Here is a 24,109-nt window from a genome sequence, read left to right on the forward strand (position 1 = left end):
GCAGGTCACGAGGAGGTTCCGGAATGTCGATCCTGGCAGATCGCGGGCTGGTCCGCCCGCTTCGGCCCGTCCCTGCCGTCCGCCCTGCCGAGGGCGGCGCCGCTTCGGACGGGCCGGTCCCGGTCCGGAGGGAACCCGGGTCCGGCGGTCCGGCACGCCGTTCGCGGCGGCGCGCGGGGCGCGTGGACGCCACCCGAAAGGATGGTGTTCCGGAGGGCTCCGAAGCCGAATCCGGCGCTGATCCGGGCTCGGCGTCCGGTTCCGCCGAGGTGGTCGAGCTTCGCGGCCGGGCCGGCGCCCGGCGCGGCCCTGGCGCGGATCGGCCCGGCGAGGGTTCGCGCGGTGAGCCCGGCCGGCGGCGCGCCTGGCAGGCGGCGACCGAGGCCGGACTCGCTGGTGGCGAGCTGCCTGATGCCGGGTGGCCGGCACCGGGCGAGGCGTTCGGCCGAAACAGTGCGCGGCCGGTGCGGGAATCTGCCCGTTTCTCGCCCTCGGCGGAGCGAGGCGCGCGGGCGGCGGCGACCGAGGTTGCCGAGCCGAGGTCCGCCGGCGCGGTCCGGTCCGTCGAGCGAGCCGGATTCCGGACGTCGGCCCCCTCTGCCGTCGAAACCGAAGAAGCCCCCGCCCGCAAGCCCCGCGAAGCGCGCGGCCGCACTGCGGTCCGGCACCTCCCGGCTGTTGTCCCGGCGAACCCCGGGCGCACCGCGCGCGAGCGGCGTGGCGAGCCGTTGCGGCCGCCGTCGCGGGAGCGGGTCGTCGCGGGACGGCGCGGCGGCGTGGCCTGCAAGACCGCGGCCCGGCCGTCGGTGCGGTGGCCGTGGCTGTTCGCGATCGCCTTCGCGGCCTGCCTCATCGTCACCGGGCTCGGCGTGTTCGGAGCCGGAGTGTCCAGCGGCCCGGTGCCGTCGCGGACGGCGTCCGTTTCCGTGCAGCCCGGCGATTCGCTCGGGGCGCTCGCCGCCCGGTTCGCGCCGAACGCCGACCAGAGCGCGGTCGTCGAGCGGATCAAGGAGCTCAACAACCTCGACGACACCGCACTGATGCCCGGCATGCCGCTCACCGTGCCGGTCGCCTGGTCCGGCGCCGGTTCGAGCGGGGAATCCGGCGGGCGATCGGACACGACTGGGTCATGACTTTCGGAAACCACCCGGTCGCATCTTGCGCAACCGCTCTTTCACCCTCTCGGGTTTCTTGCGCCCGCCCCGGCGGCGATCTATGGTCTACCCCTATATCTAGTAGTTACACCGCTGTAGTTGGTCCACAGGTAGGGGTAGACTGGCGGCAGTTGTCCACAGCCGGCCGGCAGTTGCCCACCGGATGTCCACAAGTCGATCACCAGGCGCGGGGTCGCGCGCGGTGACCGCGGTCCAGGCCGTAGCGTGGCGGCAGGGGCCGGTTGGGACAGGAATCGACCGGCGCGGAGGGGAAGGTGATCGGCGGATGAGGTGCCCGTTCTGCCGGCATGCGGACTCTCGGGTCGTCGACTCCCGAGAGGTGGACGAGGGACAGGCGATCCGGCGGCGGCGTTCGTGCGCCGAGTGCGGACGGCGTTTCACCACGTCGGAGACGATGGTGCTGGCCGTGGTCAAACGGTCCGGCGCCACCGAGCAGTTCAGCCGGGACAAGGTGGTCAACGGAGTGCGGCGGGCCTGCCAGGGCCGTCCGGTCGACGACGACGCGCTGCAGAAGCTCGCGCAGCGCGTGGAGGAGTCGATCCGGTCCGCCGGGCTGGCCGAGATCCCCAGCCACGAGGTCGGCCTCGCCATCCTCGGCCCGCTGCGGGAACTGGACGGCGTCGCGTATCTCCGGTTCGCCAGCGTCTACCGCTCCTTCTCCTCGGTCGAGGACTTCGAGAAGGAGATCTCCGACCTGCGGAAAGCCATGGCGGGAACTGCGGAGGACCAGGAAGGCGAGCGCGCCGGCGACGACTGAGCCGTCACCGGGTCGCGGGGAGCGAGGGACAGGACCGCATGACCGAAACCGTGGGAACCGGCGCTGCGGCCGGACAGAACAAGAAGCCGAACAAGGGCCTCACCGTCCGGCGGGTCTTCACCACCGAGGGGACCCACCCCTACGACGAGGTCGCGTGGGAGACCCGCGACGTCGTGATGACGAACTGGCGCGACGGCAGCGTCAACTTCGAGCAGCGCGGGGTCGAATTCCCCGAGTTCTGGTCGGTCAACGCGACCAACATCGTCACCAGCAAGTACTTCCGCGGCGCGGTCGGCAGCCCGCAGCGCGAGAGCAGCCTCAAGCAGCTCATCGACCGCGTGGTGCGCACCTACGTCAAGGCCGCCGCCGAGCACGACTACTTCGCCGGTCCGTCCGACCTCGAGATCTTCGAGCACGAGCTCACCTGGATGCTGCTGCACCAGGTCTTCAGCTTCAACTCCCCGGTGTGGTTCAACGTCGGCACGTCCTCGAAGCAGCAGGTGTCCGCCTGCTTCATCCTCGCCGTCGACGACACGATGGAGTCGATCCTCAACTGGTACCGCGAGGAAGGCCTGATCTTCAAGGGCGGTTCCGGCGCGGGCCTCAACCTGTCGCGCATCCGCTCCTCGAAAGAACTGCTCACCTCCGGCGGCACCGCGTCCGGCCCGGTTTCGTTCATGCGCGGCGCCGACGCCTCCGCGGGCACCATCAAGTCCGGCGGCGCCACCCGGCGCGCGGCGAAGATGGTCGTGCTCGACGTCGACCACCCGGACATCGAAGAGTTCATCCAGACCAAGGCGCGCGAAGAGGAAAAGATCAAGGTCCTCCGCGACGCCGGGTTCGACATGGACCTCTCCGGCTCCGACATTTCCTCGGTGCAGTACCAGAACGCGAACAACTCGGTCCGCGTGTCCGACGAGTTCATGCACGCCGTCGAGAACGGCACCGACTTCGGCCTGCGCGCCCGGCTCACCGGCGAGGTCATCGACCGCACCGACGCGAAGAAGCTGTTCCGCAGCATGGCACAGGCGGCGTGGGAATGCGCCGACCCGGGCGTGCAGTACGACAGCACGATCAACGACTGGCACACCTGCCCGGAATCGGGCCGGATCACCGCGTCGAACCCGTGCAGCGAGTACATGCACCTCGACAACTCGAGCTGCAACCTCGCGTCGCTCAACCTGCTGAAGTTCGTGTCCGAGGAGGGCACGTTCGACGCGCCGCTGTTCGCGAAGGCCGTCGAGTTCGTCATCACCGCGATGGACATCTCGATCTGCTTCGCCGACTTCCCGACCGAGCCGATCGCCGACACCACGCGCAAGTTCCGCCAGCTCGGCATCGGCTACGCCAACCTCGGCGCGCTGCTGATGGCGCTGGGCCACGCGTACGACTCCGAGGGCGGCCGCGCGCTCGCCGCCGCGATCACGTCCCTGATGACCGGCGTGTCCTACCGTCGTTCGGCCGAACTGGCCGGCGTCGTCGGGCCGTACGAGGGCTACGCGCGCAACGCCGAAGCGCACCAGCGCGTCATGCGCAAGCACGCCGCGGCGAACGAACTCGTCCGCACCTACCACAGCAACGACGCGGCGGTCCGTGCGCTCGCGTCGGAGGAGTGGCAGAAGGGCATCGAGCTGGGCACCCGCAACGGCTGGCGCAACGCGCAGGCCTCGGTGCTCGCGCCCACCGGAACCATCGGCTTCATGATGGACTGCGACACCACGGGCATCGAGCCGGACTTCTCGCTGGTGAAGTTCAAGAAGCTCGTCGGCGGCGGGTCGATGCAGATCGTGAACCAGACCGTGCCGCGCGCGCTGCAGGTGCTGGGCTACCAGGCCGAGCAGGTCGAGGCGATCGTCGAGTACGTCGCGCAGCACGGCCACGTGGTCGACGCGCCGGGCCTGCGTCCTGAGCACTACGAGGTGTTCGACTGCGCGGTCGGCGACCGGTCCATCGCGCCGATGGGCCACGTGCGGATGATGGCCGCGGTCCAGCCGTTCATCTCGGGCGCGATCTCGAAGACGGTCAACATGCCGGAGTCGGCGACCGTCGAGGACGTCGAGGAGATTTACTTCCAGGGCTGGAAACTCGGCCTCAAGGCGCTCGCGATCTACCGCGACAACTGCAAGGTCGGCCAGCCGCTGTCCACCGGCAAGAAGAAGGAAGCCGCGGCGGAGACCGAGCCGGAGAAGGTCGTCGAATACCGTCCGGTGCGCCGCCGCCTGCCGAAGAAGCGCCCGAGCCAGACGGTGTCGTTCACCGTCGGCGGCGCCGAGGGCTACCTGCACGCGGGCTCGTACCCGGACGACGGCCTCGGCGAAATCTTCGTGAAGCTCGGCAAACAGGGTTCCACGCTGTCCGGCGTGATGGACGCCTTCTCGATGTCCATCTCGGTCGGCCTGCAGCACGGCATTCCGCTCGAGTTCTACGTTTCGAAGTTCTCGAACCTGCGCTTCGAACCGGCAGGCATGACCGACGACCCGGACATCCGGATCGCCACGAGCGTCATGGACTACCTGTTCCGTCGCTTGGCACTCGACTACCTGCCGTACGAAAAGCGTGCGCAGCTGGGCATTTTCACCGCGGACGAACGCTCGGCCGAGGTCGAGGCGAACTACGGCGGCCAGAGCCTCGACATCGACGCGCTGCGCAGCAGTGTCGATGCGTCGCCTGCCCGTGCTGAAGAGTCCACAACGGACGCTTCGGGTCGTGATGCGCACAGCACGGCCGAGCTGATGGAACTGCACCTTGGCAAGGCCGCGGACGCACCGCTCTGCATGACCTGCGGCACGAAGATGCGGCCCGCCGGTTCGTGCTACGCCTGCGAGGGCTGCGGGGCGACGTCCGGCTGCAGCTGATCGGTCGTTGAAGGAGGGGGCGCGGTGATTCCGCGCCCCCTTCTTCGCTGAAGACATGCCTCGGCACCCGCGGGACGTCGGTCGGCCGCGAGTCCGGGTGCGTCGGACGTTCCCGCGAGCGACGCCGCCGTGGTGGCGGATGCCGTCCAGGGCAAGGATTGTTTTGTCCGCTGGGTGTGCGCTCGAAAATGCCCCGCCCTGCTGGAGGGCGCGGCGCATTTCAGGTCAAACCGCGGTTCGCCGGGCTCAGAGGTCCTCTTGCGTGCTGTGGTGGTGCAGGCCGAGCAGGGGCAGCCACACCTTGTCCACGATCTCGACGATCGCCGAGTCCGGCACCGCGCCCATCGCCATCAGCATGTCGTGGCGCATGAGGTCGAAGGGCAGGTTCACCACGCGTTCGGGCCGGGGTGTCTCCGTGAGCTCGCCGCGCTTGACGGCGCGGTCGACGAGCGCGGCGAAGGGAGACTGCTGGTCCGCGATGCGAAGACGGTCGCGCAGGTCGCTGAAGCTGGTGCCGGTCTCGCGGAAGTAGTCCGCCAGCTGGATGTGCAGGAGTACCACCATGCGGGCCCGCTCGGTGTTGACCTTGCGCAGGAGAACGAGGGCGTCCCGGCGCAGGCTGCCAGTGTCGGGGAGGTCGAGCGGACGCCAGTGCCGGGCAAGCGTGGCGACGAGGAGATCCTCGCGCCGTGACCAGCGCCGGTAGAGCACGGGTTTGCTGGTTCCGGCGCGCGCTGCGACGGCTTCGTAGGTGAAGCCGTGGTAGCCCTGCTCGACGAGCACCTCCCAGGCGGCATCGGTGAGCGCGTTTTCCAAGGCAGTGCCCCTGCGCCGGGTCGGAGTGCCCTCCGTGCGCCGTTGCTCGCTCACCGCTGCCCTCCGGATGGTCGCGTTCAGCCAGTCGGTTAGACCCGCTTGCGTATCTTAACTGCTCGTCGTACGCTCGGAGATATAAGATACGGAGCCGTTTCTAAACGGTGTGCGACCGGGTAAAGGAACCGCCATGTCCATGATCAACGCCGCGCTCGTGGAGTCTTTTGACGAGCCGCCGCACTACCGCTCGGTCCCCGCCCCCGCGGCTGCCCCCGGCCAGGAAACGGTGGACGTCCTCGCCGTCGGCGTGCACCCCGCCACCCGCGGCATCGCCGCCGGCAAGCACTACACGAGTCCCAAGACGCTGCCCGCGCTGGCGGGTGCGGACGCGGTCGTCCGGCGGGCGGGCGGCTGTCTCGGCTATGTCATGACCATGGGCGCCGGCAGCCTGGCCGAGCGCATCGTCATCGATCCGGCCGCGATCGTCCCTGTTCCGGAGGGAACCGATCCCGCGCTCCTCGCCGCCACTATGAACCCTGCCCTGTCCTCGTGGACCGCGCTGCGCACCCGCGTCCCGTTCCAGGCCGGGCAGTCGGTCCTGGTGCACGGCGCGACCGGCAACGCGGGCTCGACGGCTGTCAAGGTCGCCAAGCACCTCGGCGCGGGCCGAGTGATCGCCGCCGGACGCAACCGTGCTCGTCTCGACGACCTCGCCAGCGAGGGCGCGGACGCCGTCGTTCAGCTGGTCCCCGACGAGGATGTCACCGCGGCCGCGCTCGCCGAGGCCGCGGCGGAGGTCGACGTGGTCTTGGACTACGTGTGGGGGCCGCCCACCGAGCTCGCCATGCGCGCCGTTCTCGGAGCGCGCACCCAGCACACCCGATTGCTCGACTGGGTGCAGATCGGCGGTATGGGCGGGGACGCGATCACCCTCTCCGGGCACGCTCTGCGTTCCTCCGCGTTCCGGATTCTGGGCAGCGGTTTCGGCGCGGTGGACACGGAGGTGATGCTGCGGGAGTTCGCCGAGCTCGTCGCCGCGATCGCCGCGGGCGGCATGGCCGTGCGCCCGCATCCGTTCCGGCTCGATCAGGTCGAGGCGGCGTGGGCGCACCAGGACGCGCCCGGCGAGCGCACGGTCGTCCTCTTGTGACAAGCGACCGGTTCTCGCCGCGGAGAGGTTTCGTCGTCAGGGCAGCATTTGCGCGACCCCCTCGCCGAACGACCAGTCCACCTCGTGGTTTTCCGTCAGGCTGAAGAACACGTTCCGCGGTTCGATCCCCGTCGCTTCGGCGATAAGCTCGGTCGCGCGCCGGTACAAGGCGGTTTTCTGCTCATTGGTGCGACCGGCGCGCATCGTGATCGCGACGTACACGATGTCGTCGTCGCGCTGGACGCCGAAATAGCTTGGGTCGTAACGCAATCGGTCGGCGGCGTGGCTGTTCATGATCTGGAACCGGTCGTCGACCGGGACGTCGATGGTTTCGGTCATCGCCTGGTGCACGGCTTCGCCGATGGCGGGGAGGCGGTCGGCGTTGGGTTCGGACAGCACGTCGATGCGGACGAGCGGCATGGGGGACCTCTCAGCTCAGTAGGTCGATATTCGGGCGGGACAGGTGAAGCACCCGGTACTGGACGTCGCTGTCCTCGTCCGGCGTGGTGGTCCAGAGGGTGAAGCGCACGGTTTCCCAGCGCTGCGGGTCAATCGCCAGCGCGGTGGTGTGCACAGCGGGGCTCTGCGACAGCTGCGCGAGTTCGGCCAACTCGCGGTCGATGCCGTCCGAGAACTGCCCGACGCGTTTAGTCGCGAACACCGGGACGGTCGCTCGCGCTGGACCGGGCAGACAGCGAGCGCCGGCCCAGTGGTGCACCGGCGGACGCCCGAAATCCTGGATGATGCCGTCGAATCCGCCGCCTCCCCAAAGGAATCGGCTCATTCCGGCGGTGTCGGCCCAGAGATAGAACGGAGCGTAGTGGTTGTCGCGCACCAGATATGCCTTGAGTCCCAGTCCGGGGAACGCGTCGGTGCGGTGGCCTCGGGTCGCGACTCGGTGCTCGATGTCGTACCCGGCGGGCAGGTCGATCTCGTACTGCATCGCGTACATCGACGTCACCGCCGGCCGAGGAGTGCGAGCGCGCCGCGGATCGCTTGGTCGAACGGCTCGGCCGTCCCGGACGACCGGGCGAGGACGTATCCGCCTTGCAGCACCGCGACCAGCGTGGTTGCCGTGGCCGCTGGGTCGAGGTCGTTCGGCAGTTCTCCGTTCGCGATGCCCTCGGCGAGCACTTCGGCGAGACGGCCGCGCAGCCAGTCGAACGTTTCCTCCAGCGGCGCGCGCAATTCCGGGTTCGTGACGATCTCGGGGTCCAGCGCCAGCCGTCCGACCGGGCAGCCGCGCAGGACGTCGCGCTCGCGCGACAGGTAGGCCGAAACGCGTTCGACCGCCGTCGTGCCCTGGGCGAACGCGGTCTCGGCCGAGGCCCGCAAATCGTCGGCGTTCTGCCGGATCGCGGCGAGCGCCAGGTCGGCCTTGCCGGCGAAGTGGTGGTACATGCTGCCCTGTCCGGCCCCGGCGCGCTGCTGGATCGCCTTCGGGCTGGTGCCGACGTACCCCCGCTCCCACAGCAGGTCCTGAGTGCTCGCGATGAGCTGGTCTCTCGTGGACATGAACCTACCGTACATACTAGTAGGTACAGAGACAAGCGGGGGGTGCGGGACCTGCGGAGGGGAGACCGGCTGACCGCCTGGTCCGGACGATCTCGGCCCGGCAGGCTTTCCGGCAGCCGAAGAAAGGATTTCTCCGTGATCAAGTCTGCTGGCCGCCGCCGTCCAGGAAGCGATCGGCAGCATTCCGGCGGCACCGTCCGGCGGATCGCACAGGTGGTCAAGAAGGCACGGTTCCCGGAACGGTTGCCGGAGCCCGACGTTCGACGCGGTGCGGAATCCGCGTGCAGCCCGGGTTATGCGGGGCGGACGCGGCTGTGCACGGTCAGCCCGAGGACGGAAGCAATGGCGTGCATCGGCGACTCCGGCGGTCCGCGGATCCGGCGGACGGCCCGGGCGAGCCGGGGAGGAAACTGGCGGTCGTGACTTTCGTGTCGGCGGGCTATAGCGCTGTGCGGCGGACAAGCGAACTCGTGTCGATCAGCGAGTGCGTCGCTGAGGTGCACGACGACTGGTTCCGCGATCTCGGCCTCGCTCGGCAAACCGGGCTTCACGTGCTCGAAGTGGGCTTCGCGCCGGAAGAAGCCGCGCCGATCGTCCGTGAGATCGTCGCGGACGGCTGGGACCGCGAGACCAGTGTCGTGGTGAACCGGATCGAGGAAGGCACGCGCCCGTCCGGTGAGTTGCTCGGGTTCGAACTGGTCGGTTACGACGGCGGACTCTGGCATACCTGGCACTGCCTCGGCGGCCTGGTCGGCGACGTCCGCGCGGCGACCGGCGTCGTGCCCGGACGCTGCGGCCTGATCGAGGGCGCTGCCGCGGCCCGCCGGGCTGCCCGCTGGCTCACCGAGTCCGGTCTGGGCGACCCGAAAGTGTTCGACTGGGCCGCCGCGGCGCTGTTCGTCCCGTAGCTCCACGGAATCTCCACATCCTCCCCGCGACAGCGGCACATCCGGGCGGCAGCATGACCGCCGTGGAGCGGAGTGCGGTTTTCGAGGCGGAGGCGCGGCGGCGGAAGATCCGGCCGCAGCCGGCGTGGGGGAGCGGGGCGCGGCTGGACCCGGTGGTGGCGCGCAGCGTCCGGCGGTTCCGGCCCGCGCCGGACGAAGAGCAGCACCTGGTCGCCCGGCTGCTCGAAAGCGCGAGCCCGCCGGGGAAAAGCGACGTGATGACCCAGTTGATCACCGATGTGCTCGCGCTCGGCTACTACCGCGCGCTGCGGGACGGCACCCGTGATCCGCTCACCGCGGAGGTGGCTGCGCGCGTGTTCGCCGGGTTGGAGCGCCGGCTCGGCTGTCACGTGGATCGGTTGCGGCGCTGGAAAACCGCGGCTTCCGTGCGATGGCGAGCCAGAGCGATTCTGGAAACCGGCGGAATCCTGGTCGGTCACGGACGCGCGTTGCGGCGGCTCGGCGTGCCCTGGCTGGCGTTCGTCACTGATGCCTGGGCTCTGTTCGAAAGAGCGGTCGCCGAGGTCCGCAGAGGACCGTCGATCCGCCCGGGGCCGCGCGTGCGGGCGCGGCCCCGGGGGCTGGTCTAGGAAAGCTTCGACCAGAGGAATTCGTACGCGACCGCCGAACGGAACGCGAGTTGTTCGTTGTCCGCCGCCGCTCCGTGACCGCCTTCGATGTTCTCGAAGTACTCCACGTCGTGGCCCTGCTCGCGCATGCGCGCGGCCATCTTGCGCGCGTGCCCGGGGTGCACGCGGTCGTCGCGGGTGGAGGTGACGAAGAGGATCGGCGGATACTCGCCGTCCGCGGAAACGTTGTGGTACGGCGAGTATTTCGAGATGTACTCCCATTCCTCCGGGACGTCCGGGTCGCCCCATTCGGCCATCCACGACGCACCGGCGAGCAGCAGGTGGTAGCGCTTCAGGTCGAGCAGCGGCACCTGGCACACGATCGCGCCGAACAGCTCCGGATAGCGGGTGAGCATGACGCCCATCAGCAGACCGCCGTTGCTGCCGCCTTGGATGCCGAGCCGTTCCTTCGTCGTGATGCCCCGCGCGACGAGATCGCGCGCGACCGCGGCGAAGTCCTGGAACGCCTTGTACCGGTTCTCCTTCACCGCCTGCATGTGCCATTCCGGTCCGTATTCGCCGCCGCCGCGGATGTTCGCGACCACGTACGTGCCGCCGCGCGAAAGCCAGGAGCGGCCGACGACCCCGCCGTACGACGGGGTCAGCGAAACCTCGAAACCGCCGTATCCGTACAGCAGCGTGGGGCCGTTTTCCGCGCCGGGCGGGCGGACCACGAAGTACGGGATCTTCGTGCCGTCGTCCGACGTCGCGAAGTACTGGCTGACCGCGATCCCGGCCGCGTCGAAGAAGGCCGGCGCCTGCTTCAGCACCTCGACGTCCCCGCCGACGACGCCGCGAGTGAGCGTGGAGGGCTGGACGTAGCTGGAGGAATCCACCAGGTACTCGTCGTCGACGTCCGGTTCGGTGTCGACGATCTGCGCGCTGCCGAATTCCGGCGCGCCGCCCAGTTCCGCCTCGGCCCAGCCGTCCGGGCCGGGCGTCAGCACGCGCAGCTCCGACTTGACGTCGTGCAGCGTCGCGAGCAGGAGGTGGTTGCGGGTCCACGCGTAGTAGTCCAGCGAGGTGTGCGCGTCCGGGGTGAACAGCGCGGTGAAGTCGCGGTCGCCCGATTTGAACGCCTCGTAGCGGATCGCGAGCAGGGTGCCCGCGGGGTGTTCGGCGCCGCCGACGGTCCAGGCGCTGCGCGGGTGCACGAGCAGCCATTCGCGGTGCGTGGACACCTCGACGTCCTCGGGCAGGTCCAGTTTGGCCAGCCCGGACGGGGTCCGCTCGAAGTACTCGGTGCGGTAGAAATCGATCGCCCGGCGCACGAAATCGCGTTCGAAGCCCTCGGTCGGGTCGTGGACCGCCATCACCGCGACGTCGTCCGGCTTGCCCTCGGCGACGAGAACCGCGTCCTCGATCGGGGTGCCGCGCCGCCATTCCTTCACCAGCCGCGGATATCCGGACGTGGTGAGCGAGCCCGGGCCGAAATCCGTCCCGATGTACACCCGGTCGGCGTCGATCCATCCGATCCGGTGCTTCGCCTCGGGCAGGGTGTAACCGTCCGCCACGAACTCGTGCGCGTCGAGGTCGAACTCGCGGACGACGGTCGCGTCCGCGCCGCCGCGCGACAGCTGGACCAGGCCCAGCCGGTGCCCCGGACGCAGCACCGCGGCGCCCTTCCAGACCCAGTTCTCGTCCTCGGCCGCGGCGAGCGCGTCGACGTCGAGCAGGATCTCCCAGTCCGGTTCGGCGGTGCGGTACTGCTCCAGCGTGGTGCGCCGCCACAGCCCGCGCGGGTGGTCGGCGTCCTGCCAGAAGTTGTAGTAGTGCGTCCCCCTGCGCGCGACGTACGGGATCCGTCCGCCCGCGTCGAGCACCTCGCGGATCGAGTCCCGCAGCTGCCCGAACCTCTCGCCCGCGGTGAGCACGTCCAGTGTCTCCGCGTTGCGCGAACGGACCCATTCGAGCGCCTCGTCGCCCGTCACGTCTTCAAGCCACAGGTACGGATCTTCGACAGTCATAGCGTCCAGTCTCGCTGCCGGTCGCGGATCCGGCCAGGATCCCGGCGTTCCCGTTTCGTGATCCAGGTCCGCGCGCGGTCTCCGTATGCTGGTCGGGAGGGGGAGGAATGACGTATTACGCCGGAGGCCCGTGGCCTCCGCAGCCGCCGCCGCAGGCTCCGCCGCGCCGGAAGCCGGGCAAGGCGCTGGGCGCGGTCGCCGCGGTGGCGATCGTCGCGGTCACGCTCGCGCTCATGGCCGTGGTGCCGCACGAGGTGTCCGGGCACGCGATCGCGGCCCCGGACGCCGACGCGATGCCGGACCGCCAGGACGCGAAACCGGTGCGCAAGCTCAGCGGCAATCCGCTGATGGCCGACGGGGTCGCGCTCGGTCCCGTGTCGTGCGACCTGCCGGACCTGAGCCGGGACGCTGAGCAGCTGAAGACGTTCTACACCGCGCTCGTGGGCTGCCTGAAGCAGGCGTGGCAGCCCGCGCTGGACAAAGCGGACGAGCCGAACCTGCCGGTCAAGGTGTCGGTCACGCTGCCGAAGACCAGCGCGTGCGGCAACGCGCCGTCGCGGGACGAAGCGGTCGCGTACTACTGCGGCGGCGACGCGACGATCTACGCGCCCACCGAGTGGATGCTGTCGGACGCCGGGTTGAGCCGAGCTCGGCATTTGGCGACGCTCGCGCACGAGTACGGCCACCACGTCCAGCGCGAGAGCGGCATCCTCGACGCGGCGAGCACGGAAATGGGTTCACCGGAGCCGAGCAGCGACGCGGACAAGGCGGTCGTGCGCCGGATCGAGCTCCAGGCGAACTGTTTCGGCGCGCTGTTCCTCAACGCGGCGGCGGATCGCGGGTCGATCAGCCGGGCCACCGCGAACGCCGCTGTCGCCGACTACGGCCGCGCCGACGACAGCGGCGACCACGGCACCCGCGCGAACCAGCTGGCCTGGGCGAAGGCCGGTTACACCGGGGCCGGTCCGGCTGCCTGCGACACCTGGTCGGCCCCGGCGGACAAAGTCAGCTGACGCGCCACCGCGGGTCGCGGCCCAGCCTGCCGAGGAACTGGTCCAGTTCGTTTTCCTCAGTGCCGACGGGGACTACCGGCGCGAACGTCCCTCGCTCGACGCGTTCCTTCGGGTCGGTCGGGATCATGAGCGCGAACTGCAGCGCGGCGTGCACTGCGTCCGGCACCGGGTCGTACGCGACGTCGAGGGTCTTGGCCAGGTCCCAGCCGTGCGCGACGGTGTCGACGAGGTGCATCGCGATCGCGACGGTGCCCGGGAAGGTGCCGAAGGTGTTGATGGCGATCTGGCGTTCCGCGACGTCGGCTTCGCCGTATGCGGCGAGGTAGTCGGTCACCGAAGCTGCGTACGCGGCGTACGGGTCTTCGCCGAGCTGACCGCTGTCCCAGTCCTTCGCGGAGCCGTTGCGCGCTGCTTCGGCGAAGGCGTGGTTTTCGCTGACTTGGTGGCGGAGCAGGTCGGCGAGCGTCCAGCCGGCGCACGGCGTGGGCCGGTCGAGGTCCGCCGCGGTGATCTTCGAGACGATCGGGTCGAGCACGAGCAGGGACTGTCGGTCGAGGTCGAACGTGGTCATGGGCTCACGCTAACCGCCAGATCGGTCCAGGAAGAGAGCCAAAGCGGAGCCAACTGCGGTGGACCAATCTAGGCTGGACGCGTGGACCTGCACCTGGCCCTGTCCGGCACCCGCGGCCACCGCGACGAGATCTACCGCCAGATCCGCGAAGCGGTGCTCGACGGGCGGCTCCGCGACGGCGACGTGCTGCCGCCGACCCGGGAACTGGCGCACCAGCTGGCCGTTTCGCGCACCACCGTCACCGCGGCGTACGAACGCCTCACCGCGGAAGGATTCCTTGCCGGCCGAGTCGGCGCCGGTACCTACGTGCGCGCCGGCGCCGCGCCACGGCCCGCCGAACCGACCGGGTTCGCGGAGGGCGTCCAGCCACGTCCAGAGTGGACAGACGTGCCCGCGCCGCCGAGAGCGTTCACCACCCCGCCGGAGTTCGATTTCCGTGCCGGAGTACCGGATGTGCGGCTGTTTCCGTTCGACACCTGGCGTCGGCTGACGGCGCAGGCGCTGCGCGGTTCCCGCGCGGAACTGATGACTTACGGCGAACCCCAGGGCGATCCCCGGCTGCGCACCGAACTCGCGCGGCACCTCGCGGTGTCGCGGAATGTGCGGGTGCTCCCGGAGCACCTCGTGATCACTTCGGGCGCGCAGCAGACGATCGACCTCGTCGCGCGGGTCTTGTTGCGGCCTGGCGATCTGGCTGCCGTCGAGGATCCCGGGTATCCGCCGCCGCGCTTGCTGCTGGGCACGCTCGGGGTGCGTGTCGCGCCGGTTCCGGTGGACGACGAGGGCATCGTGGTCGACGCGATCCCGCCGGGCACTCGCCTGGTGCACGTGACGCCGTCGCACCAGTACCCGATCGGCGTCGCGATGTCGCCGTCCCGCCGACGAGAGCTGCTCGATTGGGCCGAGGACAACAGCGCGGTCGTGGTCGAGGACGACTACGACACCGAATTCCGCTACTCCGGGCGACCGCTGGAACCGTTGCACAGCTTGGATTCCCACGGCCGGGTGGTCTACGTCGGCTCGTTCTCGAAGGTCCTGTCTCCCGCGTTGCGGCTGGGTTTCCTCGCCGCGCCGCCCGCTCTGGCCGAGGCGATCGTCAAGGCGAAGTACCTCGCCGACTGGCATTCCCCGGGCATCGAACAGGCGGTGGTCGCGGCGTTCATCGCGGAAGGCGGGTTCGCCAGGCACGTCCGCCGGATGCGCGGCGTCTACCGTGCCCGCCACGACCTCCTCGTCGACAGTCTTCGTGCGGAATTCGGCGACGTGCTGGAGCCGGTTCCCGCGTCGGCCGGGCTGCACCTGAGCGCGTCGGCGGATCGCGATCTGCGCGGCTTCGCGCGGAAGGCGTCCGGGGCGGGCGTCCGGCTGTTCTCGCTCGGCGATTTCTCCGTGGCGGCACGGCGGCACGGGCTGCTGTTCGGCTACGGCGCGATCGCGGCGGACGAGATCGGACCCGGTCTGGCCCGGTTGCGCAAGGTGTTCGACGGTTGAGCGCGTTACCACGAACGGACGCGTCCCGCTGGACTTTCGCACTCGGCACCGGGGCCCTAACCTGATGTGACCCGACTCACCGAGGAGAGGGCATCGCCATGCGGATTGCGGATGTGCTTCAGCGCAAGGGCGCGACGGTCGCCACTGTGTCGCCGGGGACGACGGTCGCCGAACTGCTGGCGGGACTCGCCCGGCACAACGTCGGCGCGATGGTCGTCGTGGACGCCGAAGGCGGGATCGCCGGGATCGTGTCCGAACGCGACGTCGTGCGCAGGCTCAACGACCACGGGCCGGCCGTGCTGCAAGGGCCGGTCGCGGACATCATGACCACCATGGTCGCCAGCTGCACCCCGGACGATCCGGTGGACCAGCTCAGCGTCGTGATGACCGAACGGCGGATCCGGCACGTGCCGGTGCTCGACGGCGGGCGCCTCGCCGGCATCGTGAGCATCGGCGACGTGGTGAAGATCCGGATGGAACAGCTGGAACAGAGCCAGGAACAGCTGGAGGCCTACATCTCGCAGGGCTGACGCGTCATTCGCGCCAGCCGCTGAGTTCGACGCCCTTCGCGACGTCCACCCGGTAGCCGAGCGAGACCGTCGCGGACGCTCCGGGCGCGATCGTGAGCCGCCAGGTGAACTGGCCCAGTTCCGTGCGCTCGACCGGCTCCGGGCTGAGCCGCAGGTCCCGCACGGTGATCGCGTCGTCCCGCGATACGGGGGCCTGGTCGAGCACGGCCACCACGGCTTCGCGCGGGCTGTGGTTGGTGACTGTCGTCAGGTAGTCGGCTTCGCGGCGGCGTTGCGCGGAGAACGTCGCCTTGCCGGCGCTGCGCTTGACCAGTTCGCGTTCGACGCGGATCCGGTCGTCGACGCCCAGCGCGAGTTCGCGTTCCTCGCCGGGAGCCCACAGTTCCAGCTGCGTGCTGCCGACGAATTCGGCTTCGTGGAACACTGCGGCGCGACCGGCGCGAAGCGTGTGCTCGCCGGTGTTGACTACCTTCGCGCGCAGGTATGCCTCTTCGGCCTGCGTCGGCGCGGTCACGTAGTCCAGTTCCGCGGTGAAGTCCAGCTGCGCGAGCGTCGTCCGGTGGCCTTGCGCGCCGGACGGGATCGCGACCGGACGAGCGGGGCGGAAGGTAACCGCGGTGGTGCCTTGCTCGACCTCGGCGACGTGCGCGGCGAAGCCGTCTCGACCGGCGGGCGCTGCGCCGCCGTACGCCATCGCGGCGGGTGCGGGCGGCACCATCGAGCGCCGCTCCGGCTGCTGCCGATCCAGGTACCAGGGCTGGAGTTCCGGGATTACGACGGTGTTCGCCGGGCGCGCGGTGGACAGCGTCAGCTCGCACTCCGGCCAGTCCTCGCCGGTGTGCTGGCTGACCAGTCCGTACGAGGTGACTGTGACGTCGGTGCCGCGTACGCGGACGTCGTACCCGGGTTCCCAGCGCGCGCCGGGGACCACATAGGACAGTTCGATTTCGGCGGTGGCAGGAGATTCCAGCTCCACCACGATAGTCGAACTGTCCTGTTGGGACTGTGCGCTGCGCGTCTCGATCTGACGGTCGAGCGCGGCGAGGTCTTCGCGCAGCCGTTCCAGCTTCGTGGCGAGCGCGCGACGTTCCTTGAGCGCTGCGGCTAACTGCGTGCTGAGTGCTTCGCTCACTTCCTGCACACGCCCCGGTTCCGCGTCGCCACCAGCCAACGCCTTCGCGAAGCTTGCTCCGCTGCGTCGCGAGACCCCGGTCAACAGGTCAACGCGCGCGGCTGCGGCGCTCTCGTCGTCCGCGACCTCGTCGACAGTCGCCTGGTCCGCGCGACGCTGCTCCACGAGCGCGCGCAGCGTTGGGTCCGCAGGCGCGGCGTGTTGCGCGTACGCGACGTCGACGCCCGTGACCAACGCGTCGCCCGCGCCGCTGACGCGCACCGAAGCAGCGTCGAGCGACAGGGGGAGACCCGTGATCTCTACGCGGGACCCGTCGGCCGGAGTGACTTGACAGCGGCGGGTGACGCGCGCGTGCTGCGGATAGACCGTGACCGTGACTATCGGTGCGTCCATGGCTCCGACGTTAGTCGGTTGACGCGACTTGCGGTTGACGGAACTCTCAACTTGCTCGCCTGCTTCGTCCAGCTTGGGGGTTCTGGTGGGAGTTGCCGCTCGAGTCGCTGCCGTTTTCGTCGCAGTGGCCACATTGTCCGTGCCCGCGGTCGCTGAAGCTGCTTCGCCGCCAGCGCCGGTGTTCACCGACGGTCAGGCGCAGCCGGTCTTCGATCCGGCTGACGTCATCCGCGAAGACGTCTGGGTCACCGCGCCCGTCGACAGCGACCACGACGGCAAGCCTGACCTCGTACACGCGCAAGTGGTGCGTCCGCGCGCCACGGAGCAAGGCATGAAGGTGCCTGTCGTGTACGAAGCGAGCCCGTACTTCGCAGGCGGCAACGACGTACCGAACCACGACGTCGACACCGAGCTGTACGTGCCAGGCCCGCACGTCGCGGCGCCGATCGGCTGGAGCTACCAGAACTACTTCACCGCACGCGGATTCGCTGTCGTGTACGGCGAATCTCTCGGCACCGGGCTGTCGACCGGCTGTCCGACGACCGGCGACGTGAACGAGACGATCGGCGCGCGCTCGGTCGTCGACTGGCTGAACGGCCGCGCGGAGGCGCACGACAAGGCCGGAGCGCCCGTCGCGGCGAGCTGGAGCACCGGGAAGACCGGCATGATGGGCGTGTCGTACAACGGCACGCTGCCCAACGCGGTCGCCAGCACCGGCGTCGAAGGGCTCGAGACGATCGTGCCGATCGCGGCCATTTCGAGCTGGTACGGCTATTACCGCAACGCCGGCGCGGTCGTGGCGCCCGGCGGATACCAGGGCGAGGACACGGACGTGCTCGCCGGCTACGTCTATTCGCGTGCCGACCAGCAGGTCTGCCGTCCGGTGCTCGACGGCCTCACCGCCGCGCAGGACCGCTTGACCGGGGACTACGGCCAGTTCTGGGACGTGCGGAACTACCGCGACGACGTCGGCAAGGTGCACGCGTCGGTGCTCGCGGTGCACGGGCTGAACGACTGGAACGTGAAGACCGAGCAGGTCGCCACCTGGTACGACGCGCTGAAGAAGCACGGCGTCGAGCACAAGATCTGGCTGCACCAGTCCGGCCACGCGGATCCGATCTCGCTGCGCCGCGACGTCTGGCTCACGACGCTGAACAAGTGGATGTCGCACTACCTCTACGGGGTCGACAACGGAATCGAGCGCGAGCCGAAGGCGACCATTCAGCGCGAGGACAAGTCGTGGGTGGACGAGGCCGAATGGCCCGCGCCCGGCACCTCGGACGTCGAACTGCACCCGTGGCCGGGCGGACGGTCGACCGGGGCGCTCGACCGGCAGCCCGTGCCCGGCCGTCCGACGATCGAGACGCTGGCCGACGACGCGAGCAAGAAGATCGAAACGCTCGCCGACGCGGCGTCGTCCGGGAACCGCTTGCGCTACCGCACTTCCGCGACCACGGAACCCGTCCGGTTGTCCGGCACCGCGAAGGCCGAGTTGCAGCTGTCGTTCGACCGCCCCGCCGCGAACGTCACCGCGGTGCTGCTGGACCGCGCGCCGGACGGCACTTCCCACGTGATCAGCCGCGGCTGGACGGACCCGCAGAACCGGATCAGCCCGTCGGTCACGTCGCCGATCACCCCCGGACAGCGGTACCGCATCGAGGTTTCGCTGATGCCGAAGGACTACATCGTGGCCGCCGGACACCGCCTGGAGTTCGTGCTGGCGTCCAGCGACCACGACTTCACCCTGCGGCCGGAGCCGGGCACCGGGCTGGCGCTCGACCTGACCGGGACGACGGTGAAGCTGCCGATCGTCGGCGGGAAGAAAGCGTTCTACTCGGCGATCCCGGCACGGTAGGCGAAGGCGACGGCCTGCGCGCGGTCGCGCAGGCCAGCCTTGGAGAACAGGTGATTGACGTGCGTCTTCACCGTCGCCTCGCTGACCACGAGGGTGCGCGCGATCTCCGTGTTCGACAGCCCTGCCGCGATCAGCCGCAACACCTCGACTTCGCGCGCGGTGAGGCCTTCCAGCTCCTTCGTGCGCACCGGCGCGCGGCTCGTCGCGGCGGCTACCAGCCGTTGCTGGAGCGCGCCGTCCACAGTGGACTGACCAGCGGCTGCCGAGCGGAGGGCGCGGACGATCGCGTCCGCGTCGGCGTCCTTGGTGAGGAAGCCTCGCGCACCGGCTTTGAGCGCGGCGAGCAGTGAGTCGTCATCGGCGTACGTGGTGAGGACGACGACTTCGGTCTTCGGATGCTGCGCGCGCACCAGTTCGGTCGTCTCGACGCCGTCGCGGTTCGGCATGCGCAGGTCGACGAGCAGAACGTCCGGCTGGTGCTCGGCGACAAGCTCGAGAGCCTGTACGCCGTCCGCGGCCGCGCCTACGACCTCGATGCCGGGCAGTAGCCCGAGAAGCGTGACGAGGCCTTCGCGCACTACGGCCTGATCGTCGGCGAGCACCACGCGCAGCGTCACGCCGGCACCGTCAGCTGAATCCGCCATCCGTCCTCCCCAGGGCCGCATTCGAGCTTCCCGTTCAACAGCGCGACCCGTTCGCCCATGCCTCGCAAACCGTATCCCGGAGACGGCGGCTCCGGCGGACGGCGGCCCTGGTGGTCGATGATCGTTAAGTCGACTTCTTCGTTCTTGAAGGCCACCGTGACGTCTACGTCGGGGCCTGCGGCATGTTTGCGCGAGTTGGCGAGGGCTTCCTGTACAGCGCGTACGAGCGTCGTGCCGACAGCTGCGTCCAGCTCGCGCGGTTCGCCTTCGATCACCAAGTCGGCGCGAGAGCTGGTGTCGAGCCTGTACGCGGCTAGAAGGTCTGAGACCGAGCGCTCGACGGGTACGGCGTCTTCGCGCAGCGCGGCGACGGCCTTGCGTGCTTCGGCGAGACCGTCGGTCGCTAGCTTCTGCGCGCGTTCTATCTGTGCGAGAGACTCTTCGCTCGCACCGTCGCGGACCATCATCAGGCGCGCGCCCTGAAGGTTGAGCGCGAGACCGGCGAGGGAGTGCGCGAGGACGTCGTGCAGTTCGCGGGCGATGCGCGCGCGTTCGGCGAGGGCGGCTGCGCGGGCGTGCTCTTCGCTGGCGGTCTGGGCGCGGGCGAGCGCGAGTTCGGTCTGCTCCAGCCGTTCCGCGCGACCCCGGCGGTTGGCGGCGAGCAGCACCATCACGACGAGGATGGCGAAGAGGGCGACCGCGTTCAGCCAATCGAGGTCGTAGGCGATCGACCAGACGAGGATCGCCGCCGAAGCCATGGCGAGCGCGACAGCCGCCGGGATCCGGCTGCTCACGCGCAGGGTGTAGAAGACCGCGCCGAACATCGTCGTCGAGGTCCAGCTGCTCGGCTGCAGGATCCAGAGCGCGCCCGCCCCCGCGACGACGGCGATCATGGTCGCGGGCATCAGCCAGCGCGGCTGCGACGCCCGGGTGAGCCAGAGCGCCGGGACGGACAAGACGAGAAGGGCCCCGATCAGCGGCCACGTCCAGGGCCTCGCGTTGGGGATCGCGAACAGGGTGGGCACGGCGAGCACGCCCCAGCGCACCCAGTCGGCGCCCTCGAACCGCCGCCGCGCCTTCGCGAGCGAGGCCGCCGGTGTGCCCATGGACCCTCCCGAGTCGTCTTGTACGGAAAATGTACTGGCTCGGGCTTGGCTGGAGGGCGTCGGACATTTCCCCCACCAGGAGGTACGCCCCATGTCCAGATTGAGACGGTTCGCGGCGGTCGCGGCCGCGGTGGCCTTGCCCGCGTGCGGCCTGACGCTCGCCGCCCAGTCGACGGCGTCCGCGGCCCCCAACTTCCAGGTGCCGTTCAAGTGCGGCGTCACGGTCACCGCGGCGACCTTCAGCGGCCACAACCCGGCCAACTCGGTCGACTTCCAGAAGTCCGGCATCACCGGCATGCCGGTCCTCGCGGCCGCGCCGGGGACGGTCACGCGCGTCGCGAACGAGGGCAGCACCAGTTACGGCCGCTGGATCGAACTGGACCACGGCGGCGGCTGGCGGACCCGGTACGCGCACCTGTCCGAGCAGGAAGTCTCGGTGGGCCAGAGCGTCGGGCAGGGCAAGGAGATCGGCAAAGCGGGCGCGACCGGCGGAGTGACCGGCCCGCATCTGCATTTCGAAGAGAACCTGAACGGCGTGACGCAGAAGGCCGTGCTGAACGGCGTCGCGGTGCCGTACTACGGCAAGAAGGACTTCACGAGCAAGAACGGCTGCGGCGGCAACCCGTACTCGGCGACGCAGGTGTGCGGGTCGGGCTTCTCGGTGATCGACCAGCAGGCGCTGGGGACGGCGGGCACCGCGTACCTGCTGTACAACTCGTCCTCCAAAGAGAACTGCGTGACCACCCTGAAGGCGGTCTCCCTCGGGACGGCCAGCCCGGTTTCGGCGTTCCTGGAGGTGCAGGGCTCGACCAGGGCGACGGATTCCGGGAGCTTCACCTACTACGCGGGCCCGGTGAAGAAGAGCGCCGGCTCCACGTGCGTCAAGTGGGGCGGTTCGGTCGGCTCGTCCGCGTACGAAAGCCCGTTCGAACACTGCGGCTGACGCGTTTCCCGACGATGCTGCCGGGGCCTGATCGGCTCCGGCAGCATTTGTCTATTGTGGACCGTTGCCGCCGATGCACACACCACCGACATTTTCCGGCGCTTCTCTTGCCTCGTCGCGGGACTGTCCACAACCGCCTGCTGCCGTCCACAGATTTGCCGCGCCGGCCCCGATTCGCTTGATCGCGGCGCACAGTGGAGGCGTGACCACCTCGACGCCGCCCGGCATCTCCCGGGCCACCCTCAGCAACCCGGCCGACCTCATCGCCTCGCTTCCGTACCTGCTCGGTTTCCGCCCCGAGGAATCTCTCGTGCTGCTGGGCCACCGCGTGCCCGGCACGACGATCGGCCTGATGCTGCGCGCCGACCTTCCGCCGCGAGAACTCCAAGCACAGCAAGCGGAAGCGCTGATCCCGCGCTTCGACGACCCCGAGCACAACGGTGTCACCGCCGTCATCGTCGGCGGTTCAGCGGACGAACACGGCCCACCCCACCGAACACTCGCAGCCGAGCTGGAACGCTGCCTGGCGCGGCACAACCTCCGCCTGTTCCACGGACTGTGGACCCCAGAGGTCGAACGCGGTGCGCCATGGTCGTGCTACCGGGACCCGGACTGCTGCGGTGTTCTGCCCGACCCGCGGGAAACCGTCCTCGCCGCCGCGACCACCGAGGCCGGCTTCGTGGTCTTCCGCAGCCGTGAAGAACTGGCTGCGGTGCTGGAACCCCGCTCCCCGGAAGCGATCGCCCGCCGTGCTGCCTTGCTGGAGTCCGCCCCGGAACCGTTGTGCGGCCCAGGCAGGTCAGCGAGCGATGTCCTGGACGCCGCGGTCACCGAACTCCGCGCCGCGTTCCTCCGCCACCGCCGAGGCGAGGGCCCTCCCGACGACGACCAAGCTGTCCGGCTAGCCCACGCACTGATGCTCACCCCCATCCGCGACGCGTGCCTGGCTCTCGCAGTCCCACCGCACACGTCGCTGACCCGCGAGGCGGAGGAAGTGTGGCTGACGCTGGTCCGCGAACTGCCTCCGCCGCACCGGGCAGAAGCCGCACTGTATCTCGGCTATACCGCTTTGATGCGCGGGGAAGGCGCGCTCGCCGGGATGGCGCTGGCGAACGCCGTGGAAGCCGATCCGGAGCATTTGGTGGCGCAGTTGCTGCAGACCGCCTGGAACATCGGCACGGACCCGGTCAAGCTGACCGGCCTCGCCGATCTCAGCACGGCGGCAGACCTCGGGTTGTCCCCGCCGCCGGAGCCGGGCAAGGAGGAGCCGGGTGCGGGGCGAAGATCGGGGCCGCCGAGGGGATGAGATGACGGCTGCCGGAGCTGGTAGCGCGAGCGGCGGGCGGACGTGAGCCATGGTGTCACCGCCACAGTGATGGAATGCGGTTACATGGCGATGCGCCGGAATGGCTTTGCTTGAGAGGGATTCCGTCCGCGGCGCCCGCGTTGCTGTCACACCGGCAAGTCCTAAGTGGAATCCCACTGCCTGGCCGCGCCCGAACGGTGCTCGCCACAACGATGCCGGGGCGGGGACTCATCCGAATCCCCGCCCCGCACCGAAAACCACGTCCGAACCAGACCCGGTACGCGGTGCCCGAGGTCTGGCCGGGATCCGCCGTCAGGAACGACGCGACTGGGTGAACTGCCAAGCGTCCGACACGATCCCGTCGAGATCCGTCAGCTTGGGCGTCCACCCGAGTTCGCCGTTGGCCTTGTCGCTCGACGCGACCAGCACCGACGGGTCGCCCGCACGGCGCGGGGCCACCACGGCGGGGATCGCGTGCCCGGTGACCCGGCGGCAGGCTTCCACGACCTCCAGCACCGAGAACCCGGTGCCGCTGCCGAGGTTGTAGATGCGGTGCTCGCCGCCGGTGGCGTGGCGCAGGGCGAGGAGGTGGGCGTCGGCGAGATCGACCACGTGGATGTAGTCGCGGACGGCCGTTTTGTCGGGCGTCGGGTAGTCGTCGCCGTAGATGGAGATGTGGTCGCGGTCGCCGGTCGCGACCTGGAGGACGAGAGGGATGAGATGGGTTTCGGTGGTGTGCCGTTCGCCGAACGCGCCGTACGCGCCTGCCACGTTGAAGTAGCGCAGGCTGACCGCGGCGAGGCCGTGGGCGCGGGCGAAGCTGGTGATCGCGTGGTCGATGGCGAGCTTCGACGCGCCATAGGTGTTGGTCGGCTGCGCCGGGGCCGTTTCCGGGATCGGCGACACGTCAGGCTCGCCGTAGGTCGCAGCCGTGGAGGAGAACACCAGGCGCGGCGTGCCGTGCTTCTTCATCGCCTCCAGCAGCCGCAGCGAGGTCACCACGTTGCCTTCCCAGTACTTCGCCGGATCGGCCATCGACTCGCCCACCAGCGACTTCGCGGCGAAATGCAGCACGCCGTCGAAACCTTCGCCGAGCAGGTCCGCGGCGACCTCGGCGGCGTCGCCCTCGACGAAGCGGGCCTGCGGGTGCACCGCGTCCGCGTGCCCGGTCGACAGGTCGTCCACCACGGTGACCTGGTGACCCGCTTCGATGAGGCGGGCGGCGCACACGCTGCCCACGTACCCCGCGCCGCCCGTCACGATGAGCTTCAGGGGGCTTTGCTGGTCCGTCACGTCAAGGCCTTTCTGCTGAGGGGT

22 protein-coding genes are annotated in these 24,109 nt (G+C 69.7%); 12 read left to right on the top strand and 10 right to left on the bottom strand.

Annotated elements, in window-relative coordinates; all coding sequences use genetic code 11:
• Positions 1 to 182: 182 nt before the first annotated feature.
• From L3Q65_RS02080 to L3Q65_RS02090, 3 genes are all read left to right on the top strand, one after another.
• Positions 183 to 1,133: a LysM peptidoglycan-binding domain-containing protein gene (locus tag L3Q65_RS02080; RefSeq protein WP_237598662.1), complete on the top strand. Its 951-nt coding sequence runs from the start codon at positions 183 to 185 to the stop codon at positions 1,131 to 1,133.
• 307 nt (positions 1,134 to 1,440) lie between these two features.
• Positions 1,441 to 1,932: a transcriptional regulator NrdR gene (gene nrdR / locus L3Q65_RS02085; RefSeq protein ID WP_037809784.1), complete on the top strand. Its 492-nt coding sequence runs from the start codon at positions 1,441 to 1,443 to the stop codon at positions 1,930 to 1,932.
• Between the two features lie 38 nt (positions 1,933 to 1,970).
• A complete protein-coding gene (locus L3Q65_RS02090; protein ID WP_182890813.1) occupies positions 1,971 to 4,787 on the top strand; it encodes a vitamin B12-dependent ribonucleotide reductase in 2,817 nt (938 codons plus the stop codon).
• A 246-nt stretch (positions 4,788 to 5,033) separates the two neighbouring features.
• Here the strand turns inward: L3Q65_RS02090 and L3Q65_RS02095 are convergent, their stop codons facing one another.
• Positions 5,034 to 5,657 carry a TetR/AcrR family transcriptional regulator gene (locus L3Q65_RS02095; protein WP_237598663.1) on the bottom strand — a complete coding sequence of 208 codons (624 nt, stop codon included), beginning with the start codon at positions 5,655 to 5,657 and terminating at the stop codon, positions 5,034 to 5,036.
• A gap of 133 nt (positions 5,658 to 5,790) precedes the next feature.
• Between L3Q65_RS02095 and L3Q65_RS02100 the strand changes: the two genes are divergently transcribed.
• The gene (locus L3Q65_RS02100) at positions 5,791 to 6,750 is read left to right on the top strand and encodes a zinc-binding alcohol dehydrogenase family protein (RefSeq protein ID WP_237598664.1); all 960 of its coding nucleotides are present in this window, start codon (positions 5,791 to 5,793) and stop codon (positions 6,748 to 6,750) included.
• Positions 6,751 to 6,786: 36 nt separating this feature from the next.
• Here L3Q65_RS02100 and L3Q65_RS02105 read toward each other — a convergent pair whose 3' ends face one another.
• From L3Q65_RS02105 to L3Q65_RS02115, 3 genes are read right to left on the bottom strand one after another with little or no spacing between them, the layout of a single operon-like run.
• Positions 6,787 to 7,170, bottom strand: coding sequence for a tautomerase family protein (locus tag L3Q65_RS02105; protein ID WP_182890810.1), 384 nt, complete (start codon positions 7,168 to 7,170; stop codon positions 6,787 to 6,789).
• 10 nt (positions 7,171 to 7,180) lie between these two features.
• Entirely contained in the window at positions 7,181 to 7,702 is a 522-nt protein-coding gene (locus L3Q65_RS02110) for a DUF4865 family protein (protein ID WP_237598665.1), read from the bottom strand.
• A 5-nt stretch (positions 7,703 to 7,707) separates the two neighbouring features.
• Positions 7,708 to 8,265 carry a TetR/AcrR family transcriptional regulator gene (locus L3Q65_RS02115; RefSeq protein WP_182890808.1) on the bottom strand — a complete coding sequence of 186 codons (558 nt, stop codon included), beginning with the start codon at positions 8,263 to 8,265 and terminating at the stop codon, positions 7,708 to 7,710.
• Positions 8,266 to 8,684: 419 nt separating this feature from the next.
• Between L3Q65_RS02115 and L3Q65_RS02120 the strand changes: the two genes are divergently transcribed.
• Both L3Q65_RS02120 and L3Q65_RS02125 read left to right on the top strand, forming a co-directional pair.
• Positions 8,685 to 9,173: a hypothetical protein gene (locus tag L3Q65_RS02120; protein ID WP_237598666.1), complete on the top strand. Its 489-nt coding sequence runs from the start codon at positions 8,685 to 8,687 to the stop codon at positions 9,171 to 9,173.
• A gap of 53 nt (positions 9,174 to 9,226) precedes the next feature.
• Complete coding sequence (locus tag L3Q65_RS02125; protein ID WP_237598667.1) at positions 9,227 to 9,802, top strand: hypothetical protein; 576 nt, start codon at positions 9,227 to 9,229, stop codon at positions 9,800 to 9,802.
• On the opposite strand, the gene L3Q65_RS02130 is transcribed toward L3Q65_RS02125, so the two are convergent.
• On the bottom strand, positions 9,799 to 11,808 hold the full coding sequence (locus tag L3Q65_RS02130) for a prolyl oligopeptidase family protein (protein ID WP_237598668.1): 2,010 nt from the start codon (positions 11,806 to 11,808) through the stop codon (positions 9,799 to 9,801). The two genes, L3Q65_RS02125 and L3Q65_RS02130, sit on opposite strands and share 4 nt — an antisense overlap.
• 107 nt (positions 11,809 to 11,915) lie before the next feature.
• Here L3Q65_RS02130 and L3Q65_RS02135 point away from each other — a divergent pair, with 107 nt between their 5' ends.
• Positions 11,916 to 12,821 (top strand): neutral zinc metallopeptidase, encoded by a 906-nt coding sequence (locus tag L3Q65_RS02135; RefSeq protein ID WP_237598669.1) that lies wholly within the window; start codon positions 11,916 to 11,918, stop codon positions 12,819 to 12,821.
• On the opposite strand, the gene L3Q65_RS02140 is transcribed toward L3Q65_RS02135, so the two are convergent.
• Positions 12,814 to 13,392, bottom strand: a complete 579-nt coding sequence (locus L3Q65_RS02140) for a TIGR03086 family metal-binding protein (protein ID WP_237598670.1) — start codon at positions 13,390 to 13,392, stop codon at positions 12,814 to 12,816. The genes L3Q65_RS02135 and L3Q65_RS02140 overlap by 8 nt on opposite strands.
• Positions 13,393 to 13,473: 81 nt before the next feature.
• Between L3Q65_RS02140 and L3Q65_RS02145 the strand changes: the two genes are divergently transcribed.
• Positions 13,474 to 14,883: a PLP-dependent aminotransferase family protein gene (locus L3Q65_RS02145; RefSeq protein WP_237598671.1), complete on the top strand. Its 1,410-nt coding sequence runs from the start codon at positions 13,474 to 13,476 to the stop codon at positions 14,881 to 14,883.
• Between the two features lie 98 nt (positions 14,884 to 14,981).
• Positions 14,982 to 15,413, top strand: a complete 432-nt coding sequence (locus L3Q65_RS02150) for a CBS domain-containing protein (protein ID WP_182890802.1) — start codon at positions 14,982 to 14,984, stop codon at positions 15,411 to 15,413.
• 4 nt (positions 15,414 to 15,417) lie between these two features.
• On the opposite strand, the gene L3Q65_RS02155 is transcribed toward L3Q65_RS02150, so the two are convergent.
• The gene (locus tag L3Q65_RS02155) at positions 15,418 to 16,938 is read right to left on the bottom strand and encodes a DUF4139 domain-containing protein (protein ID WP_237598672.1); all 1,521 of its coding nucleotides are present in this window, start codon (positions 16,936 to 16,938) and stop codon (positions 15,418 to 15,420) included.
• Between the two features lie 139 nt (positions 16,939 to 17,077).
• Here L3Q65_RS02155 and L3Q65_RS02160 point away from each other — a divergent pair, with 139 nt between their 5' ends.
• Positions 17,078 to 18,793 (top strand): Xaa-Pro dipeptidyl-peptidase, encoded by a 1,716-nt coding sequence (locus tag L3Q65_RS02160; RefSeq protein WP_237598673.1) that lies wholly within the window; start codon positions 17,078 to 17,080, stop codon positions 18,791 to 18,793.
• Here L3Q65_RS02160 and L3Q65_RS02165 read toward each other — a convergent pair.
• Together L3Q65_RS02165 and L3Q65_RS02170 are read right to left on the bottom strand one after the other, a co-directional pair.
• Positions 18,769 to 19,410: a response regulator transcription factor gene (locus L3Q65_RS02165; protein WP_237601029.1), complete on the bottom strand. Its 642-nt coding sequence runs from the start codon at positions 19,408 to 19,410 to the stop codon at positions 18,769 to 18,771. The two genes, L3Q65_RS02160 and L3Q65_RS02165, sit on opposite strands and share 25 nt — an antisense overlap.
• Positions 19,407 to 20,543 (bottom strand): sensor histidine kinase, encoded by a 1,137-nt coding sequence (locus tag L3Q65_RS02170; RefSeq protein ID WP_237598674.1) that lies wholly within the window; start codon positions 20,541 to 20,543, stop codon positions 19,407 to 19,409. Before L3Q65_RS02170 ends, L3Q65_RS02165 begins: the two co-directional genes overlap by 4 nt.
• 91 nt (positions 20,544 to 20,634) lie before the next feature.
• Between L3Q65_RS02170 and L3Q65_RS02175 the strand changes: the two genes are divergently transcribed.
• Positions 20,635 to 21,486 (top strand): M23 family metallopeptidase, encoded by an 852-nt coding sequence (locus tag L3Q65_RS02175; protein ID WP_182890798.1) that lies wholly within the window; start codon positions 20,635 to 20,637, stop codon positions 21,484 to 21,486.
• Positions 21,487 to 21,688: 202 nt separating this feature from the next.
• Complete coding sequence (locus L3Q65_RS02180; protein ID WP_182890797.1) at positions 21,689 to 22,792, top strand: DUF4192 domain-containing protein; 1,104 nt, start codon at positions 21,689 to 21,691, stop codon at positions 22,790 to 22,792.
• Between the two features lie 312 nt (positions 22,793 to 23,104).
• Here L3Q65_RS02180 and galE read toward each other — a convergent pair whose 3' ends face one another.
• Positions 23,105 to 24,085 (bottom strand): UDP-glucose 4-epimerase GalE, encoded by a 981-nt coding sequence (gene galE / locus L3Q65_RS02185; protein WP_182890796.1) that lies wholly within the window; start codon positions 24,083 to 24,085, stop codon positions 23,105 to 23,107.
• Positions 24,086 to 24,109 lie beyond the last annotated feature (24 nt).

It is taken from the genome of Amycolatopsis sp. FU40, assembly GCF_021903635.1.
Taxonomy (GTDB): domain Bacteria; phylum Actinomycetota; class Actinomycetes; order Mycobacteriales; family Pseudonocardiaceae; genus Amycolatopsis; species Amycolatopsis dendrobii.

Excerpts from the sequence above, each read along its gene's own strand:
- nrdR (WP_037809784.1), top strand. The coding sequence starts at position 1,441 with ATGAGGTGCCCGTTCTGCCGGCATGCGGACTCTCGGGTCGTCGACTCC.
- L3Q65_RS02090 (WP_182890813.1), top strand. The coding sequence starts at position 1,971 with ATGACCGAAACCGTGGGAACCGGCGCTGCGGCCGGACAGAACAAGAAG.
- L3Q65_RS02100 (WP_237598664.1), top strand. The coding sequence starts at position 5,791 with ATGTCCATGATCAACGCCGCGCTCGTGGAGTCTTTTGACGAGCCGCCG.
- L3Q65_RS02105 (WP_182890810.1), bottom strand. The coding sequence starts at position 7,170 with ATGCCGCTCGTCCGCATCGACGTGCTGTCCGAACCCAACGCCGACCGC.
- L3Q65_RS02110 (WP_237598665.1), bottom strand. The coding sequence starts at position 7,702 with ATGTACGCGATGCAGTACGAGATCGACCTGCCCGCCGGGTACGACATC.
- L3Q65_RS02115 (WP_182890808.1), bottom strand. The coding sequence starts at position 8,265 with ATGTCCACGAGAGACCAGCTCATCGCGAGCACTCAGGACCTGCTGTGG.
- L3Q65_RS02125 (WP_237598667.1), top strand. The coding sequence starts at position 9,227 with ATGACCGCCGTGGAGCGGAGTGCGGTTTTCGAGGCGGAGGCGCGGCGG.
- L3Q65_RS02130 (WP_237598668.1), bottom strand. The coding sequence starts at position 11,808 with ATGACTGTCGAAGATCCGTACCTGTGGCTTGAAGACGTGACGGGCGAC.
- L3Q65_RS02135 (WP_237598669.1), top strand. The coding sequence starts at position 11,916 with ATGACGTATTACGCCGGAGGCCCGTGGCCTCCGCAGCCGCCGCCGCAG.
- L3Q65_RS02140 (WP_237598670.1), bottom strand. The coding sequence starts at position 13,392 with ATGACCACGTTCGACCTCGACCGACAGTCCCTGCTCGTGCTCGACCCG.
- L3Q65_RS02150 (WP_182890802.1), top strand. The coding sequence starts at position 14,982 with ATGCGGATTGCGGATGTGCTTCAGCGCAAGGGCGCGACGGTCGCCACT.
- L3Q65_RS02155 (WP_237598672.1), bottom strand. The coding sequence starts at position 16,938 with ATGGACGCACCGATAGTCACGGTCACGGTCTATCCGCAGCACGCGCGC.
- L3Q65_RS02170 (WP_237598674.1), bottom strand. The coding sequence starts at position 20,543 with ATGGGCACACCGGCGGCCTCGCTCGCGAAGGCGCGGCGGCGGTTCGAG.
- L3Q65_RS02175 (WP_182890798.1), top strand. The coding sequence starts at position 20,635 with ATGTCCAGATTGAGACGGTTCGCGGCGGTCGCGGCCGCGGTGGCCTTG.